This is a genomic window from Rhizobium mayense, assembly GCF_030272705.1.
Classification (GTDB): domain Bacteria; phylum Pseudomonadota; class Alphaproteobacteria; order Rhizobiales; family Rhizobiaceae; genus Rhizobium; species Rhizobium mayense.
Genome location: NZ_JARFYM010000001.1, coordinates 341,630 through 359,317, shown reverse-complemented (window position 1 = coordinate 359,317; position 17,688 = coordinate 341,630). Strand labels below are relative to the sequence as shown.

The following is a 17,688-nucleotide window of genomic DNA, read 5'->3' as shown; positions in this document are numbered from 1 at the left end:
CGTTATAGGTATCGGCGCATCTGCTTTCAACGCAACTTCAGGAAGTTCGTCGGATTTATTGGAAAATAGTTGATTTTTGCGCGCAGCTTTTATGCTCTTCGTCTGAAATAGCTGACGAAACGCGTCGCATAGTTGTCCTTTTCGCCCGCCGGCACGGCGAGTTCGCTTTCAACCTGCCATAGGGCCGGATCGATCGCCGGAAAGGATGTGTCGCCATCCACCTCGGTTTCCACATGCGTGATCAATAGCCGATCGGCAAGGCTGATCGCCTGCCGATAGATTTCGCCGCCACCGATGACGCAGATCTCATCGACACCGCTTTCTGCAGCGAGGCGGCTCGCGATATCGATGGCTTCGCTTAGCGAATGCGCCATCTGTACGCCTTCGGCGGAATAATCGGGATCGCGGCTGATCACTACGTTCGGCCGGCCGGGAAGCGGCTTGCCGATCGATTGAAAGGTCTTGCGTCCCATGATGACCGGTTTGCCGATCGTCATGGCCTTGAACCGCTTGAGATCGGACGACAGCCGCCACGGCATATCTCCGTCACGGCCGATGATGCCGTTGCGCGAGACGGCGACGACAATGGTTGTTACCGGTTCGGCCATATTTCCCCTCAGACGGCGATCGGCGCCTTGATATGCGCATCCGCCTCGTAGCCTTCCAAAGTGAAATCCTCGAACTTGAAATCGAAGATGTTCTTCACCGCCGGATTGAGGCGCATCACCGGCAATTTCTTCGGAGTACGGGTCAGCTGCAGCCTGACCTGCTCGAAATGGTCGGAATAAATGTGGGTATCACCCAGCGTATGCACGAAATCGCCAGGCTTCAGCCCCGTGACCTGCGCCACCATCAACGTTAGCAGCGCATAGGAGGCGATGTTGAACGGCACGCCGAGGAAGGTGTCGCCGGAACGCTGGTAAAGCTGGCAGGAAAGCTTGCCGTCGGCAACGTAGAACTGGAAGAGGCAATGGCATGGAGGCAACGCCATTTCGTCAACCTCCGCCGGGTTCCAGGCCGAAACGATATGGCGGCGGGAATACGGGTTGGTCTTCAGCTCCTCGATCAGATTGGCGATCTGATCGATATGGCGGCCATCCGGTGCCGGCCAGGAACGCCACTGATAGCCGTAGACCGGGCCGAGATCGCCGTTTTCGTCGGCCCACTCATCCCAGATCGAAACGCCGTTTTCCTTGAGATAGCGGATATTGGTCTCGCCCTTCAGGAACCATAGCAGCTCATGGATGATCGAGCGCAGATGCAGCTTCTTCGTGGTAAGCACCGGAAAACCTTCGGAGAGGTCAAAGCGCATCTGATAACCGAAGACAGAGCGCGTGCCTTTGCCGGTGCGATCGCCGCGGTCGATGCCGTTGTCCATCACATGCTTCAAAAGATCCAGATATTGCTTCATCGCGCCCGCCGCCGATTCCATTTCTCGCCAATTTAATGGCAAGTCGGCACGAAACCAACTACGGCAAAGCATAATCCCTGCAATTCTCGCACCGGGGCGGTCGGTTATCGCGGCAAACGGGTGCTCAAGCGAAGCATTTATGACAAATCCCCTTCCCTTCGCCTGAGGAAAACACTATATCAACCTAGCCGGTCTTCGGGCCGGCTATGGCGATAAACGAGCGGTGTAATAAACCTATTGGACCCGGGGGCGGTACCCGGCGCCTCCACCAAAAACCGGCCAGGCCAGACTGGCTTCAGACCGGCTTTTGATGGGGGCGAAACAGGATCGACAAGGGTGTAAAGATCGACTTTTCGCTCGGCATTGTACCACCGTTATCGGGCTAAAATTGTAGTTGCAAACGACAACTATGCGGAAGCTCGTCTCGCTGCTTAATCGCAGTGTGGCACTTCAAATAAAGTCCTAAGGGGTCGCACTCTTAGGCGGGGTTCGAAGGCACCTGGCAACAGAAGCCTTCACCTTCTCCCTCTCTTCGATATTATGTATGATCAGGCGTTGACTCGCGCGCGGGGGTTTCCCGTCGGCGCTCGTCGTGGCATAAGCCTTAGAAAAAACATGGCCAACGAAAGACAGGAAAGTATGGGGCAGGATCATATCCGCTACGACATTTTGGCACAGGACGCCCTGCGTGGGGTCATCCGCAAGGTGTTGACCGAAGTCGGCGCCACCGGCCGTCTGCCGGGTGACCATCATTTCTTCATCACCTTTCTGACGGGTGCGGCCGGCGTGCGCATTTCCCAGCACCTGAAGTCAAAATATCCGGAGCAGATGACCATCGTCATCCAGCATCAATTCTGGGATCTGAAGGTCACCGAGAGCCAGTTCGAGATCGGCCTTTCCTTCTCCGACGTTCCGGAAAAGCTGGTAATCCCGTTCAACGCGATCCGGGGCTTCTACGATCCGTCCGTGAATTTCGAGCTGGAATTCGATGTTCCGCTCGCCGACGACGAGGAAATACCCTCCGGCGAGATCACCGCCTATCCGGTATCGGCCGAGAACGGCGAAGAGCCTGCGGCCGCTAAGGATGGCGAGGAGAAGAAGCCGGGATCAGTCGTTTCCCTCGACGCGTTCCGCAAGAAGCAATAGCAGCGGGAAGCGTAAGCTTCCCCTTTCGCATCGACAGTTGGGGGGAAACATCGATGAGCGCCGAGATCGTCAATCTACGCCAGTTTCGCAAAAAGCAGACCCGCGCTGAAAAAGAAAAACAGGCGGAACAGAATCGCATTACCTTCGGCCGCACCAAGGCGGAAAAGCACCTGACCAAGACGCTCAACGACAAGGCCGCAAAAACACACGAGGCAGGCCACATCGAAGCGCCGAAGACGGACGATTAAATTGCCGAAGTAGGATCGAAATTCCCCCGAAATCAGCCAGTTATTCCAGCATTTTGAATCATTCCTAGAATTACCTCTCCTGTTTCCGAACTTTTGATCGATCCACCGATGATCCGTAAACATTCCGCGACGCTCCACGGCCATCGCACGAGCTTTTCCCTTGAAGACGCCTTCTGGACCGAACTGAAGGCGATCGCCAACGCGCGTGGCACGTCGCTTGCGGCGTTGATCTCCGAAATCGACGACGGGCGTGATCCGGCAAGCAACCTTTCCTCGGCGCTTCGGCTCTATGTGCTGAAATGGCTGAAGGATCGCGGCTAGAGCAGTTCCAGGAAAAGTGCGAAGCAGCTCTCCGTCCGGGATACGCAAAAACAAGAGATAAAGCGGGAAGGCGATTCCTGAGACGCTGAACCGGCGCCGTATCAGAACGAGCGCGATCGATCTTTTATTCTTTTGTTCAAGAACATCTCCTGCCTCCGACATTTCATCTAAGGACGAAGGACGGCTCCGCCATGGCCGGGCGTACGGATCTTACCGGGCAATGCCGGGAAGACCATTGAAGTTCAGCGGTGCCCCCGTCTGCGGGGGCTGCCCGTTGAGCAATGGCACCTGCTGTGCTTCCGCCTTCGCGCGGGCTTCCGCGTCAGCCTTTACCTTGGCCGCGGCTTCCGCCTGTCTTTCCGCTTCGGCCTGGCGCGCCAGTTCCCTCAGGCGCTTCTCTTCGGCACTGCGCTGCTGCTCGGTTGCCGCATCGCGCTGACGCTGCGCTTCACGCGCAGCGGCGGTATATTTGTAGAGCGCCACTTCGCGCCGCAGCCGCTGTTTTTCCAATACGCTCGACTGAAGCCGCTCGACGCGCCGGCGCTCACGTTCAAAGGCGCGCAACGACAGGAAGCTGGTGATGTCGGTGACATCCATCGTCCGGCCCGGCGCCGCCAACGGCCCGGCGAAATCGAGGCGCAGCGCCGGTTCGGCGCCGTTCAGCGCCTCGTTGCCGGCTTTGAAATCGATGCCGAGCGAGCCCCGCATGCGCTGATCCGGCAGGCTGATTTCAGCATTGCCCGAAAGCTTAGCCAGATCGTTGCCGGCATTGATGTTGGTGGCGCGGATAACACCGGTCGAAATGTTGAACGGTATGCTCATCGCCGACAAGGCGGCCTCGCCGTTGTTGAGCAAAGTCTGCACGATCGGCAGCACCTTGTCGGCCGTGATGTCACCCTGGATCTGGTCCGTGGCCGACAAGAGCGGTGGCAACACAGCGAGATTGAGGCTGCGCACATGTGTGTCGCCAAGCTTGATCTCACCGGAGCCGCTGGCATTAGCGGCAAGCTCTCCCAGGCTCTTGCCGCTGGCCTCCATGCTCAGCCCCAAGCCGAAGCGGCCATTGGCAAGTGGTGCACCATCCCGCTGCCAGGCGACGGCGGTGAGGTCGCCATTGGCGAGATCGAGCTTCGTCTGCATCAGCCCGGTACCGTCGGAATTCGCAAACATCAGACTGCCGCCAAGAGCACCGCCATTCCAGGCGCCGGCCATGTCGTTCAGCCGCAGCTCCTCGCCCTTATAGGCGGCATTCGTGCTGAAATTCGAGATCGGACCGAAGATGCCCGGCCACAACTGCTTGGCCGAAAGCTTGATGTTGATATCGAGCCCACTGAACATCGGTAGCCCAAGTTTGGCTTTGGTAAGGTTGCCCGTTGTCGCATCCATCACCGGCCCGTAGATCGCCTCGCCGAACCAGCCGAGATCGGCCTTGTCGAGCGCCAGCTCGCCGATTGCTTTGACATTCTGAGCCTTGCGATCGAAAGTCAGCGCGCCCGAAACGTTATTGTCGGCAAGCTGGCCCTTCATACCCGACAACACGATCTTGTCGGGATCGAGTGTGGCATTTGCCTGGAATTTAACCGGCAAGCCCGTCCCCGTCAGCGGTACACCGATACCATTCATGACGAAATAGGGATCGAGATCGGCACTCTCCAGCGACAGCGCGATATTGCCGTTGAGGAAGTTATTGGGACGCACGTCCACCTTGCCATTCGCGGTGAACGAAGTCTTGTCGGTGGCAAAGGTTAGCGCCGCATCCGCCGGATCGGTGCCGTTTGCCGTTACCTTCAGCGTCAGACGGCCGTTGGCATCGGCTTCGACGGGCAGCGGATCGAGCCCTGCCTGTCCGAACAGGATCGATGTCACCGAATTTTCGAGCGTCGCCTCCAGCGTCGTCGTCCCCTTGCCTGTCAACGCCAGCAGGTCGGACATGCGGTAATCCAGATTGACGCGGCTGCCGTTGGAAACGCCGGCAAGCGTCACCGTCAGCCCATCGCCCTGATCGCCGCCAAGCGTCAGTGCGCCGCGCAGAGCAGTATTTCCATACCAGGCGGCATTACGCACCAGCCGGTCCATGGCTGGGTGATGCGGCAGATGTTGGCTCAGCATTTCGAAGAACGGTCCGGGATCGCCGGCTTTGAAGGTGATTTCGCCTGACCCCTTGTAGTCCAGCAGCGAACCCTCGGCACGGCCCGTCGCGGTAATTTCGGCGCCGGCGACATTGCGCACAGCAAGCTTGTCGAGCGTCAGCGCGCCATCGGCAATCGAAAAGGACGTCTCGACATTGTCGGCCTGCACGCCGAAAGCGGCAAATTTATCCGCTCTCAGATGTGCCGTAATCCGGTGGTCGAGCAGGGTTTCACCGGCATCCTGGCCGGTGAACAAGCTTGTGAGCGCCCTCAGAGCATCGAGATCGAGCGCATCGCCGCTGAGATCGACGGCAAGCTTCGGCGCCTGGTTGTCAACCGGCGCCAGCCGATCGAGCTGGCCTTTGAGCGTTGCCGAACCGATGGCAATTTCAAGATTTTCGAAGCGCTGCTCCTCGTGGCGCAGGCTGACGTCGGCGGAGAAGCCAGCCTGTCTCAACTGCCGGATCGCGGGATCGACCGAGCCCACCAGCCAGGACGCCAGGCCGGATGGCTGATTGGAGGCAACGACGAGATTGCCGATGAAATTCGGTTCTCCCTGCAGCATCAAATTGCCTGTGGCCTCGACCTGGGTGCGGCCCGGCAACGTGCCGATCGCATGGTCGACCTTCCAGCCGGTTCCGGCAGGCTCCAGGTCGAGCTGTACATCGCGGATGGTCGTATCGCCGGCAACGATCGCCGGCAGGCGGAAAGTCGCCTTGCCAGGCACCTGCGGTATCGGGACTTCGGCTGCGATCGCAATCAGGTTGTTGAGCCGTTGGCGCGCCGAAATGGCGGGATTGCGGTTGGTCTTGCCATTTGTACCCTGGGTATTGCCGATGCGGTTGACGTCGATCTGCTGGCCGTCGGCGGTCAACAGAAATTCCGGCTTGGTGCCGGTGTCCAGCGTCGCCTCCCCAGTCACAACGTATGGATCGTCCGCAGCACCCACCTCCAGACGATATTCGGGGACCCGTATGCGTTCGTTCGTCAGCTCGAAGCGACCTTTGACGCGTGGCTGAGCCTGTTCGTCTGCCGGTTTGTGCGTCTGTTTGTCTTCAACCCCTGCCGTAAACAGGCCGCTATAGTTCGGCTTGCTGTCGACCAGCTTCAACTCGCCATCGAGATCGATATTGAGTGGATGGCGCTCCGGCAGCAAACGGGTGCGAACCCGTAATACGCCGTTATCGTCAGGCTGGCTGCTGGAAATGCTGAAATTGCCGTGCTCGCCGTCGAGCGCTGCATCGCCATCGATTCGCCAGGGCCCTGCGAGCGAGCGCGCGGACATTTGCGCGTTGAGACCGGTGATATGCCGGGTGCGGCCGGATTGCTCATCGATGAACTGGATATCGCCGCCATCGACGTGCACACCTTCAAGCACGACCGACTTTGCGGGAATTTCCGGCCGGCTGCCGCGCATCCAGTCGAGCGTGCCGTCCTTCAATAGCCGCAGGCGCACTTTCGGCTCGGAAACGCGCATGTCGAAGATCAGGGCTTCGCCGGACAGGAATGGCGCTAACTCGGCGTCCATAGAGAACTGGGCGATCTGCACCAAAGGCGTTCCGTCGGCGTCCTGACCGACGCGCACGTCATGCAATGTCACGGAAGGAAAAGGCAAAAGGCGAGCGTCGACGGTGCCATGAACGGTCACCTTCTTACCGATGATCCGACTTGCTTGATCTTCGAAATTTTTCCGAAAATCTGTCCAGTCTATGAAGAGCGGAGCAAGCAGCGCCACGAATAGCACCACCACGAGCACTCCCCCCAGGAAAACCAGGACCTTACCTAACAATGCGCACCGTCTCCATTCTGCATTCCAATTACGATATCAAGGCGCCATGCATCCAGACGGACACACAAAAGACGCCCTGGATCGTCAGCTTGAGCATGGGTTCCAATTGATAACCGCGTCGCAGTTCATGGACCATACTGAAGATCTAGCGCACCTTAGCCGCTTTCCATGACGCCATCTGAAAACGGGATACTCTAGCCTAACGCCATTCATGTCCGGAGCAAGCCAAGATCATGGCAATATTCCATTTTTTAGTTGGCGTGGAATATTTTGCCGGGATTGAAAATTGCATCGGGATCGAGCGCCTGTTTGACCTGGCGCATCAGATCGACGGCGCCGCCGAGCTCCTGTTCGAGAAACAACATCTTGCCCTGCCCTACACCATGTTCGCCGGTGCAAGTCCCGTCCATCGCAAGTGCACGTGCATTCAGCCGGGCGACGAAGGCCTCGATGATGGCGATGCCTTCCGGAGTCTGGTCGTCGAAAAGCGCCAGGACGTGGAAATTGCCGTCGCCGGCATGGCCGACGATCGGAGCCAGCAATCCGTGCTCTTCGATATCGGCCTGGGTGGCGGCAACGCATTCGGCAAGTCTTGAGATCGGCACGCAGACATCCGTCGATAGCGCCGCCAGTTCCGGCGCTAAAGCCCGCGCCGCCCAATAGGCATCATGGCGGGCCTTCCAGAGCCTGTTGCGCTCTTCCAGATTGGCGGTCCAGAGGAATTCCCCGCCGCCGCATTCGGCCGCGATTTCACCGAACTGGGCCGATTGCAGCGCAACTGTCTCGTCCGTGCCGTGAAACTCCAGGAACAAGGTCGGCTGCTCGTCGTAGGTCAGGCCGGAATAGAGATTGCAGGCCCGCATCTGGACGGCGTCCAGGAGTTCGATACGGGCGACCGGAATGCCCATCTGGATCGTCATGATGACCGCATCACAAGCTGCCTTGACGTTCGGAAAGGCACAAGCGCCGCCGGCAATCTTCTGCGGTATGCCCTGCAGGCGCAGCGTCACCGACGTCAGGACACCGAGCGTTCCCTCGGCACCGACAAAGAGCCGGGTTAGATCATAGCCAGCGGACGATTTCTTGGCGCGGCGGGCGGTACGAATCTCCTCGCCATTGGCGGTGACCGCCGTAACGGCCAGAACATTGTCCTTCATCGTGCCGTAGCGCACCGCATTGGTACCCGAAGCACGTGTCGATGCCATACCGCCGATCGAGGCATTGGCGCCGGGATCGATCGGGAAGAACAGGCCGGTATCGCGCAGGTAGGTGTTGAGCTGCTCGCGTGTGACGCCAGGCTCGACGGTGCAGTCGAGATCCTCGGCATTTACTTCAAGCACCCGATTCATCCGGCTGAAATCGACGGAAATTCCGCCCTGCGGCGCGTTCACCTGCCCCTCGAGCGAAGAACCGGTACCGAAAGCGATGATCGGCACTTTGTATTCGGCGCAGGCCCTGACGACCGCGTGCACGTCCTCGCTCGTCTCGGCAAAAACAACCCCGTCCGGAAGTTGCGCCGGGATATAGGTAGTCGTGTGGGCATGCTGGGCGCGAAAGCTCTCGCCGGTCTGGAAACGCTCGCCGAAGGCCTGCTTCAGGATGCCGAGAACGGCGACAATGCCTGCCTCGTTACGCCTCCCCGCCTTCGCATCAGCCAGAGCCATCTTTCCTATCTCCCATCACAAGTGCCGCAAAAGGTGTTAACCTTTTTTCGGTTCTATGAGACATCGGCGCGACGCTGTCCAGTCATGAAAATAGCCTGCAGCTTCCGTCAAGCGGCTGCATCGGCTACTCCAAATCGTACGGCTTCAATTGCTCCCGGCAAGCGGCCGCATCTGCAGATCGAAACTCGACTTCACCACATTGTTGGAGATGATCGCCAGCGCGCTTTTTCCCTGCCTGCAAAGGTCGCTCGAAAGACGATATTCGTAGCCGTTGTTGAGGAAAGAAAACTGGCCAGCCATCACGCCGGTCTTGCAGAGATCAGCACCTGCTGGCGCTGCAGCCAAGGACGTGAAGTGACCGCCGATCTGGATGGCGTTCGACGTCTTCTTGTCGACGCCGATATAGTTCAGATCGCAGGAGGTCGCGATGCCGGCAATACTGGTCGCCCCATCGGCATTGCAGGTGCTGTAGACATAGACGTAGTTCTTGTCCGATTCGAACGCGACGCCATTGTTGAATTTCACCTCGGTAGACTTGCCGTTGAGCTGCGACGGCATCCCGTCCTGGGATATGCTAAGATTCCCGCCATTGTATTTGAACGCATAGCCGGAAACATGGCTCGGCGTACCATCTGCCTCGTGGCCGTTGAGTTCGCCGCCACTGTAGATATCCGCTTTGTCGTGCTTGTCGTTGAGCACCACCAGCTTCACGTCCTTGCAATCATAGTCGCCACCGCAGCGATCAACGATGAAGGCTTCATGCCCTTCGACCTGCAGGGAAAAGGCGGGGTTGCTTGCAAGAAGCGCGGCGCATGACACGGCGACGGCGAGCATATAGTGCGGCCTTAAACCAGCACGAAATATCACCGGTACGATACCGGCCTCGCGTCCCTTGCCTGCCATTAGATCCATTGAAGCCATCGCACCGATCTCCCTCGCCTTCGCAGGTTGTATGGGCAATAGGGCCGACCTGTCCAGCCAGGGAGATACAAGGATATAAAACATGACCGGCCGAAAGACCTGCCGGTTAATCTCGCGGCGGCGAGCGCGCGGTTTCAAGCATTCCACCCCATGCGCCCGGCGCCATGCCGAACGCTTTCTTGAAATGCCGCGTCAGATGGCTCTGGTCGGCAAATCCGGTGGCGGCGGCGACTTCGGCGATCGGCTCGCCATCGGCAATCATCGCCTTGGCCCGTTGCAGCCGTCGCATCAGCAGGAAGCGATGCGGGCTGGTTGCGAATGCGGCGCGGAAATGACGAGAGAGCGCAAAGCGGTCGAGGCCCGTGATACGCTCCAGCTCCCGCGAACGAACACCGCGCATGGCATGCTCTTCGAGATAATCGCGGGCCGTTTTCACCTGACCCCATGCAATACTTCCCAACGGCCTTTGCGGCAGGCGCGCGTGTGAAACGAGCCCGGTCGCCACGCGCGAGACGAAATCGTCGACGAAGAGTTCATCCAGTTCCCGATCGAGTTCGCCGAGCGCCGCCAACAGCAGGCCGGCAAGACGATCGTCCGCGACGACGGGATCATCGACGAAGGGGAGCCCGATGCGCGCCTGCTCCAGGCACTGCATCAGCATCGACGGCTCAAGATAGAGCATGCGGTAGAGCAACCCATCGTCGGTCGCGGCGCCGCCGTCATGCAGCTCATCCGGATGAAGCACGATAACCCGCCCCGGCAGGCTATAGCGCCGCTCGCCACGATAGCTGAAGGTCTGCACGCCGCGGATGGTGACGCCAAGTGCATAGGTGTCGTGACGGTGCGGTTCGAACGCATCACCGTGGAATTGCGCCTGGATTCGCTCGATGCCGGGATAAGCAGGTGCGGATACGATGCGGTTTGCCTCCGGCATCGTGCACAAACGTTCAAGACCTTCGAAGATCTGGCCGGCTACATCCTCTCGCAACGGATCATTCCCAGACTGCGTGAAAGTGACTACCGATGTTTGATACCAAAATCGCGATCGTTGTGCGAAACAATCTTCAATCGTGGCAGAAACTGAACGTAACTGCCTTCCTGTCGACCGGCATCGTGGGACAGTTTCCCGATATCATCGGCGAACCCTATCGTGATCGCGCCGGCAACACCTACAACGCGTTGTCGATCCAGCCGATGATCCTGCTATCCGCCGACGAAGCGACGATTGCCGCGATCCATCGCCGCTCCCTGGAGCGAGGCGTCATCTCCTCGATCTTTATCGAGGAAATGTTCTCTACCGGCCACGACGTTGCCAATCGCGCCGTCTTCTCCGAATTTGCACCCGAGGATGCCAAGGTGGTCGGCATCGCGCTTCGCGCCGACAAGAAGATCGTCGACAAGATCACAAAGGGCGCAACGATGCATTCGTGAATGCGCTGCAGACGAACGGAACGGCCGGGTCGCAAAACCCGGCCGTCGCCATTTGAATGGTGATCTCAGATCAGCCGTTCTGGGTAATGGGCGCGATCTGGATTTCGACGCGGCGGTTCTGTGCGCGGCCGGCTTCGGTGGCGTTGGTGGCGACCGGCTGGCTCGGGCCAAAGCCGACAGCAGACATGCGGCGCTGGTCGATACCCTGGCTGCCGAGATAGTTGGCAACCGAACCGGCGCGGCGCTCGGACAGATCCTGATTGTGCTGCAGGCTGCCGGTCGAATCCGTATGGCCGTTGACGTCGATCAGCGTGCGGTTGAACTTGCGCAGCACGATCGCGACCGAATTCAGCGTCGGATAGAATTCCGGCTTGATCGCATCCTGGTCGATGTCGAAGGTGATGGCCGACGGCATATTGAGGATGATGCGATCGCCGACGCGCGTCACCGAAACGCCGGTGCCCTGCAACTGCGCACGCAATTCGGATTCCTGCTGGTCCATATAATTGCCGATGCCCGCGCCCGCGAGCGCGCCTACGCCAGCGCCGATCAGCGCTGCATTGCGGCGCGAGGCCGGCGAATGGCCGATGAGGAGGCCGGCAACCGCGCCGACGCCCGCGCCGATCGCAGCGCCGCCAGCTGTGTTGGATACTTTCTGTTCGCCCGTATAGGGGTCTGTGGTCGTGCATGCATTGAGAAAGGCTGCCGAGACGGCAAGGATGGCAAATTTCTTGATCATAGAATCGTCGCTCTCCGGTTCGATGGTCCGCAGCAGATATGAAGCATTGCGGCAATATGATGAAATGGAATTTGCGTCTACTTGCCGACGGTCTCTCCCGCCATAGCGCCAGAGCGCCTTCCCTCGAGACCGACGGCTTCGGAGAAACGGGAAGCGCCCAGCCGATCTCTGCCGATTTCCCTTGAAATTCAGGCGCTGCGCGATCAAAGATTTTGGAATAGCTGCCTGACGGTATCGTAACTCGCATTGGCAATCGACAGGGATTGCAGCCCCAGTTGCTCCTGAGTTTGCAGCGCCAACACCCGGCTTGATTGCTTCTCCATGTCGGCGTCGACCAGCTTGCCGACGCCGCTGGTGAGCGAATCACCGAGATCGCTGGCGAATTGGTTTTGGAGGCTGACACGCGTCTCCAGCGAGCCGAAGGCAGATCCTATCGTGTTCAGCTGATGCAGCATGGCGGTGACGGTATTGACCATATCCGTCAAACCGCCCTGTGTCGTATTGGCATCGAGCGAGATTTCCACCTGTCCGCTCGTGTCGCCATTCTTGCTGCTGATCAGCACATAGTTCTTTGCTGCCCCCGCCTCCGTCGCAAAGGCAGTGGAGGTGAGCACGCCATAGCCGCCGGTGCCGCTTGATTGATCGTCGATCAGGTATCGTGCATCTGTCGACACGATGGCGCCGCTGGTCGAGCTGGCACCCTCATAGTTCAGCATGCCGATCGAAACCGTGCCATCGGCATGGCGGATGAGCGAGCCCGGGATGCGATGCGGCTCGGTAGGATCCTCACCGTCCTGGAGCACGACCCAGTTGACGCCGTTGAAGCTCGTCGATTCGCCGACACTGCGAAGCTGGTCCTTGAGTTGGCTGATTTCCTCGTTGAGTTTGGTCTTGTCGACGCTGCCTTCATAGGCGGTGACCAATTTCGACCTGATCTGAGTAACGATGTCGATGGCGCTGTTGATGCCAGTGGAAGCGGTGCTAACCGTGGCTGCGGCAAGTCCGAGCGCATCCTGTACCGCCGAGACCGCACCGATGTCGGAGCGTGTCAATGTCGAGATCGTCCAATAGGTGGCGTTGTCCTTAGCCGTCTGCACGCGCAGACCGGACGACATCTGACGCTGCGCGACATTCAGATTCGTCTGGGTGTTTCTAAGGACCTCCAGGGCTGTGGTGACAGGGGAACTAACCCTTACGAAGGTCGAAAAAATACTCACGACACATGAACTCCGAACACAACAATACGCAACAAATACAAGGAGACATTGGAACCATGCCGCAGGCCTTCATGCGTGCGGACCGACCGTGTCGGCAAACGATGAGTCCGGCAAAAACAACGCCTGAACTCGAGCGGTTACAGGCACCTATGATTATCAAGCATACTTAATAAAGGGATAATCGAAACGTGCGATTTACCACAAATCGCCGTTGAACCCAGAAATGATCCATCATGCTGTGATTGTAGTCATTCCGCCGCCCTAAGCTTGGCCACCTTCGCCCGCAAGGCCGCCTGCGACATCTCCTCGTGCAGCCGCAGTTCCTCATGTGCCTGCGGCTTGGCGAAGCGAGCGATCAAGAGATAGGCGACCGGGGTGACGTAAAGCGTTACCAAGGTCGCGAAGCCGAGGCCGCCGACGATCACCCAGCCGAGCGCGATGCGCGCTTCCGCACCCGCACCATGGGCGAACACCAAGGGCACGCCGCCGAGTATGGTAGCGATCATCGTCATCATCACCGGACGCAGACGCAGTGCGCAGGCTTTTTCGATCGCCTCCCGCACGCTCTCGCCCTTGTCGCGGAGCTGGTTGGCGAACTCCACGATCAGGATGCCGTTCTTGGCCATCACCCCGACAAGCAGCACCAGGCCGATCTGGCTGTAGATATTGAGGCTGGATCCGGTGATGACCAGCGCGAAAACCGCACAGGCAAGGCCGAGCGGCACCGTCGACATGATGATCAGCGACGACAGCACGCTTTCGAACTGTGCGGCAAGCACCAGGAAGATGATGACGATGGCAAAGCCGAAGGTCAGCGCCATGCCGTTGGAATTCTCCTCCAGCGTCGCCGCCTCCGCCAGAGGGATGAGCCGCGCACCGGGCGGCAGGAGCGGCGCGGCGATCGCCGTCACCTGCTCGACCGCCTGACCGAGCGACATGCCGGGCTTCAGGCCGGCAGTAATGGCGACGGAGGCAAGCTGTTGCTCGCGGGTGAGCTGCGGCGCAACCGCCCCCTCCTTCAGGCCGGCGATGACGGACATCGGTACGATCTTGCCGTCACCCGTCTTCAGGAAGACGTTTTCGAGATCGGTCGGATCGTCGATCGGCCGCATGGTCGATGTCAGAAGCACCGGATAGGCCTCGCCCGCAACGAAGACATCGACGACTGAACGCCCTTCGAGCAGCGATTGCAGCGCCATCGACAGGCCGGTGATGTCGATGCCAAGGTCGGACGCTCGCTCGCGATCGATCGCGACGGAGACCTGCGCCTGCGTCGGTTCGTTGTTCAGGCGCGGCGTATCGAACTGCCCGGTCGCATCCAACGCTTGGACCAGCTTCAGCGCTGCCTGTGTGAGCGCCTCGTGGTCGTTGCCGGTCAGCGCCATCTGCACGCCGCTGCCGGCACCGCGGATGCGCAGGCTGTTCGACTGGAAAACATTGCCACGGACCGCCGGCACCCGGTCCATCGCCCGGTTGATATCGGCGACGATTTCGGTCTGCGTGCGATGGCGCTCGCTCCAGGGCGCGAGCGTTAACACCATGAAGCCCGTATTGGCAGCGCCGTTCTGGCCGGAAATCGCATAGATATTGCGGATGTCGCCGCTATCCATCAATGGCTGCAGGTTCTCTTCGACACGCTGCAACTGGTCCCTGGTGTAGTCGAGGCTGGCGCCCTGCGGCGTGGTCAGCCTGAGCGTCACCATGGCACGGTCTTCGTTCGGGGTCAGCTCGCTCTTGACGCCCATGAAGGCGAGGACCGCAGCGGCGGAAAAGATCGCGCAAAAGGCCATGACCACCAGCGGCGCGTTCAGGCAGGCCCGAAGCGTGCGCCGGTAGACGCCGGAAAACATCTCGCCGAAGCGGCCGAGCATCCCGTGATCCTCGCGCATCTCCTTGGTGAGCATGCGCGAGGCGAGCATCGGGCACAGTGTCAGCGCCACGATCGAAGAAAGGCCGACGGAAAAGGCGAGCACGAAGCCGAATTCACGAAACAGGCCACCCACCTGCCCTGGCAGGAAGGATAGCGGGATGAAGACAGCGGCTAGGGTCGCCGTCGTCGCGATGACCGCGAAGAAGACCTCGCGCGTGCCAAGAACGGCAGCAGCGCGTGGTCCCATCTTTTCCGACCTGCGCCGGACGATGTTTTCGAGAACGACGATGGCGTCGTCGACCACGAGCCCGGTTGCGAGCACGATCGCCAGCAGCGTGAGGATGTTGACGGAGAAGCCGACCATATAGAGCGCCGCCAGCGTGCCGGTCAGCGCAACCGGTATTGTAACGGCCGGGATCAGCGTTGCCCGCCAATCCCTAAGGAAGAGGTAGATCACGACCGTCACGATCAGCGCCGACAGCACCAGCGCCAGCACCACCTCATGGATTGCGCCCTGGATGAACACGGCATCGTCGCTGGTGATGGCGATGCGGGTACCTTCCGGCAGCGACTTCGACAATTGCGCCGCCACGGCTTTCACGCCGTTGGAGATGTTCAGCGTGTTCGACTGCGCCTGACGGATGATACCGAGACCGACGCCCTGCACGCCGTTTGAGCGCAGCGCCGTCGTCCCGTCGCGAGGGCCAAGCGTCACGGTCGCAACATCGGCCAGCCGGACGCGGTCCTTGATGATCAGCCGTGAAAAATCCTCGGGCGTCTGCAGCGCGGCCGTAGCGCGCACAACGATATCTTGCCGCGTGCTTTTCAGCGATCCCGCCGGCACATCGAGCGCGGCCGTCGCGAGAGCCGTCGTCAGATCGCCGATCGTCAGCCCGCGTCCCGCAAGCGCCGCCTGGTCGACGTCGATACGGAAAACCTTCTCCTGGTCGCCGTAGAGCTCGACATCGGCCACACCATCAACGGAGGCAAGCCGGTCGGTGATCTCGTTGTCGACCAGTTGCGTGAGGTCGTCCATGGTCAGCGTGTTGGAGGTGACGGCAAGCCGCATGGTCGGCTGCGAATCCGAATCCGCCTTGACGATCTGCGGCGCGTCCGCCTCATCAGGCAGTTGCTCTGTGATGCGGCCGATAGCGTCGCGGACGTCGTTTGCCGCGACGGAAAGATCGGTGGCATCGGAAAACTCGAGCGTCACGCGGCTCTGGCCGAAAGAAGAGCTCGAGGACACCGATTTCAGGCCGCTGACGCGGGCGACCGCACCTTCGATAACCTTGGTCAGCTCCTGGTCAATCGTCTGCGGCGCGGCACCGTCGAACATGGTCCGCACGGTCACCACCGGACGGTCGACGTCGGGCAATTCGCGTACCTCGACGCCGAAATAGGCAGCGAGGCCGGCAACAACCATCAGCGTATTGAAAACCAGTGCCAGCACCGGCCGGCGCACGAAGAGAGCGGTGAAAGTTTGTTTGCCGCTACCGGTTTCGGCTGCATCGCCGGCGTCGTTGTCATGCCCCGTCATTCCGTGACGACCTCCGCCGCCGCGGCAACATCGCGGGCAAAGCGCACTGAGCCGCTCTCGGTCACGCGCTGCAATCCCTCGGTGACGATCAGGTCACCATTCCTAAGATCGGCCTTGACCAGCACCGCATCCGGATTGCGCTGCACGACATTGACGCGCACCTTGGACGATTTGCCGTCGGTGATGCGCCAGACATAGGAGCCCTCACCGTCCCATTGCACGGACAGCGGATCGACGGAAGGATAAGTTTCGCCGGCAAAACGCATGCCGACATTGAAAGACATGCCGGCGCGCAGCTCGTCTGATGCATTATCGATACGGGCGCGGATTCGCAGGGTCCGGCTCGTGCCATCGACACGGTTGTCGACTGCCTCCACCACGCCTGAAAACAGTCGGCCCGGCAGCGCCACCGATGTCGCCTCTACGGGCTGGTCAAGCTTGACCGTATTCGCGAAACGCTCCGGTACCCAGTAGTCCACCAGGATTTCCGAGCGGTCGTCGAGCGTGACGATATTGGTGGTGGTCGTGACATTGTCGCCGATGACGACGGGCACGATGCCGACAATGCCGTCGATCGGCGCGACGATATCGCGGCGCGTCAGCGCCAGCTCGGCCGACTGCAGCGCCAGCTTTGCACCTTGCTCGGCGATCTCGGCATCGAAGACGTCCATGCGCGACACGCTGGATTTGATGTTGTGATAGAGCTGCGATTTCTCGGCCGCGCTCTTCAGCGTCACTTCCGCCTGGCCGCGGGCGATGATCTGCTCGTCATTGTCGAGACGGGCAAGGACCTGGCCCTGCTTCACCCGGTCGCCGGATTTGATGAGAATTTCCCGGACCGTGCCCGCCGCCTGCGGCGTCACCACGACGGAGCGGATGGCATCGCCGGTACCGATGGCGCTGAGACGATCATTGACCACGCCACTCACGACGGCCTCAGTCACCACCAGTGGCCCATTGGTGCCTTGCCGTTTGTTGCCGGCCGTGGCGCCATTAGCCTCTCCAGCATCGTTACCGCCGGCGGCCGGCGCAACCGCCGCCACCCAATGCTGAGGAACGCCGATTTTCGTCAGCAATCCGGCCGTGCCGGGCACGAAAGCCAACGCGGCGGCGCATCCGGCCACAAGTACGATGAGGGAAAGGAAAAGCTGCTTCCAGGCGGTCATGCACGTCTCCGGCTCGGTTTGTCAGAGGCGATGAAATCGCGTCGTAAGTCCAGGGTGGCCTCTCCAAGAATCCTTCAAGTTTCTTGAGGCCACGCCGTC

14 protein-coding genes and 1 other RNA gene are annotated in these 17,688 nt (G+C 60.0%); 5 read left to right on the top strand and 10 right to left on the bottom strand.

Going from position 1 to position 17,688, the window contains the following annotated elements:
* Positions 1-89: 89 nt before the first annotated feature.
* Together PY649_RS01745 and PY649_RS01740 are read right to left on the bottom strand one after the other, a co-directional pair.
* Positions 90-608, bottom strand: coding sequence for a dihydrofolate reductase (locus PY649_RS01745; RefSeq protein WP_285866359.1), 519 nt, complete (start codon positions 606-608; stop codon positions 90-92).
* An 8-nt stretch (positions 609-616) separates the two neighbouring features.
* Positions 617-1,411, bottom strand: coding sequence for a thymidylate synthase (locus tag PY649_RS01740; protein WP_285866358.1), 795 nt, complete (start codon positions 1,409-1,411; stop codon positions 617-619).
* A 148-nt stretch (positions 1,412-1,559) separates the two neighbouring features.
* Between PY649_RS01740 and ssrA the strand changes: the two genes are divergently transcribed.
* The 4 genes from ssrA to PY649_RS01720 all read left to right on the top strand — a co-directional run bounded on the left by ssrA (position 1,560) and on the right by PY649_RS01720 (position 3,126).
* Positions 1,560-1,931, top strand: a transfer-messenger RNA (tmRNA) gene (gene ssrA, locus PY649_RS01735).
* Positions 1,932-2,050: 119 nt separating this feature from the next.
* A complete protein-coding gene (locus PY649_RS01730) occupies positions 2,051-2,557 on the top strand; it encodes an SspB family protein (RefSeq protein WP_285866562.1) in 507 nt (168 codons plus the stop codon).
* A 53-nt stretch (positions 2,558-2,610) separates the two neighbouring features.
* Positions 2,611-2,805 (top strand): DUF4169 family protein, encoded by a 195-nt coding sequence (locus tag PY649_RS01725; protein ID WP_285866357.1) that lies wholly within the window; start codon positions 2,611-2,613, stop codon positions 2,803-2,805.
* Positions 2,806-2,913: 108 nt separating this feature from the next.
* Complete coding sequence (locus tag PY649_RS01720) at positions 2,914-3,126, top strand: ribbon-helix-helix domain-containing protein (protein ID WP_120706391.1); 213 nt, start codon at positions 2,914-2,916, stop codon at positions 3,124-3,126.
* A gap of 210 nt (positions 3,127-3,336) precedes the next feature.
* Here the strand turns inward: PY649_RS01720 and PY649_RS01715 are convergent, their stop codons facing one another.
* The 4 genes from PY649_RS01715 to PY649_RS01700 form a co-directional block, all read right to left on the bottom strand.
* A complete protein-coding gene (locus tag PY649_RS01715) occupies positions 3,337-7,044 on the bottom strand; it encodes an AsmA family protein (protein ID WP_285866356.1) in 3,708 nt (1,235 codons plus the stop codon).
* Between the two features lie 251 nt (positions 7,045-7,295).
* Positions 7,296-8,708, bottom strand: a complete 1,413-nt coding sequence (locus tag PY649_RS01710) for an FAD-binding oxidoreductase (protein WP_285866355.1) — start codon at positions 8,706-8,708, stop codon at positions 7,296-7,298.
* A 144-nt stretch (positions 8,709-8,852) separates the two neighbouring features.
* Positions 8,853-9,629 (bottom strand): hypothetical protein, encoded by a 777-nt coding sequence (locus tag PY649_RS01705; RefSeq protein WP_285866354.1) that lies wholly within the window; start codon positions 9,627-9,629, stop codon positions 8,853-8,855.
* Positions 9,630-9,735: 106 nt separating this feature from the next.
* The gene (locus PY649_RS01700; protein ID WP_285866353.1) at positions 9,736-10,617 is read right to left on the bottom strand and encodes an AraC family transcriptional regulator; all 882 of its coding nucleotides are present in this window, start codon (positions 10,615-10,617) and stop codon (positions 9,736-9,738) included.
* 35 nt (positions 10,618-10,652) lie between these two features.
* Between PY649_RS01700 and PY649_RS01695 the strand changes: the two genes are divergently transcribed.
* A complete protein-coding gene (locus tag PY649_RS01695) occupies positions 10,653-11,060 on the top strand; it encodes a DUF2000 family protein (RefSeq protein ID WP_285866352.1) in 408 nt (135 codons plus the stop codon).
* A 70-nt stretch (positions 11,061-11,130) separates the two neighbouring features.
* On the opposite strand, the gene PY649_RS01690 is transcribed toward PY649_RS01695, so the two are convergent.
* The 4 genes from PY649_RS01690 to PY649_RS01675 form a co-directional block, all read right to left on the bottom strand.
* Entirely contained in the window at positions 11,131-11,799 is a 669-nt protein-coding gene (locus PY649_RS01690; RefSeq protein WP_285866351.1) for a YiaD family glycine zipper/OmpA-like lipoprotein, read from the bottom strand.
* Positions 11,800-12,002: 203 nt separating this feature from the next.
* Complete coding sequence (locus tag PY649_RS01685; RefSeq protein WP_285866350.1) at positions 12,003-13,016, bottom strand: flagellin N-terminal helical domain-containing protein; 1,014 nt, start codon at positions 13,014-13,016, stop codon at positions 12,003-12,005.
* A 248-nt stretch (positions 13,017-13,264) separates the two neighbouring features.
* Entirely contained in the window at positions 13,265-16,423 is a 3,159-nt protein-coding gene (locus tag PY649_RS01680; RefSeq protein WP_285866349.1) for an efflux RND transporter permease subunit, read from the bottom strand.
* Entirely contained in the window at positions 16,420-17,589 is a 1,170-nt protein-coding gene (locus PY649_RS01675) for an efflux RND transporter periplasmic adaptor subunit (RefSeq protein WP_285866348.1), read from the bottom strand. The genes PY649_RS01680 and PY649_RS01675 overlap by 4 nt, the downstream gene beginning before the upstream one ends.
* Positions 17,590-17,688 lie beyond the last annotated feature (99 nt).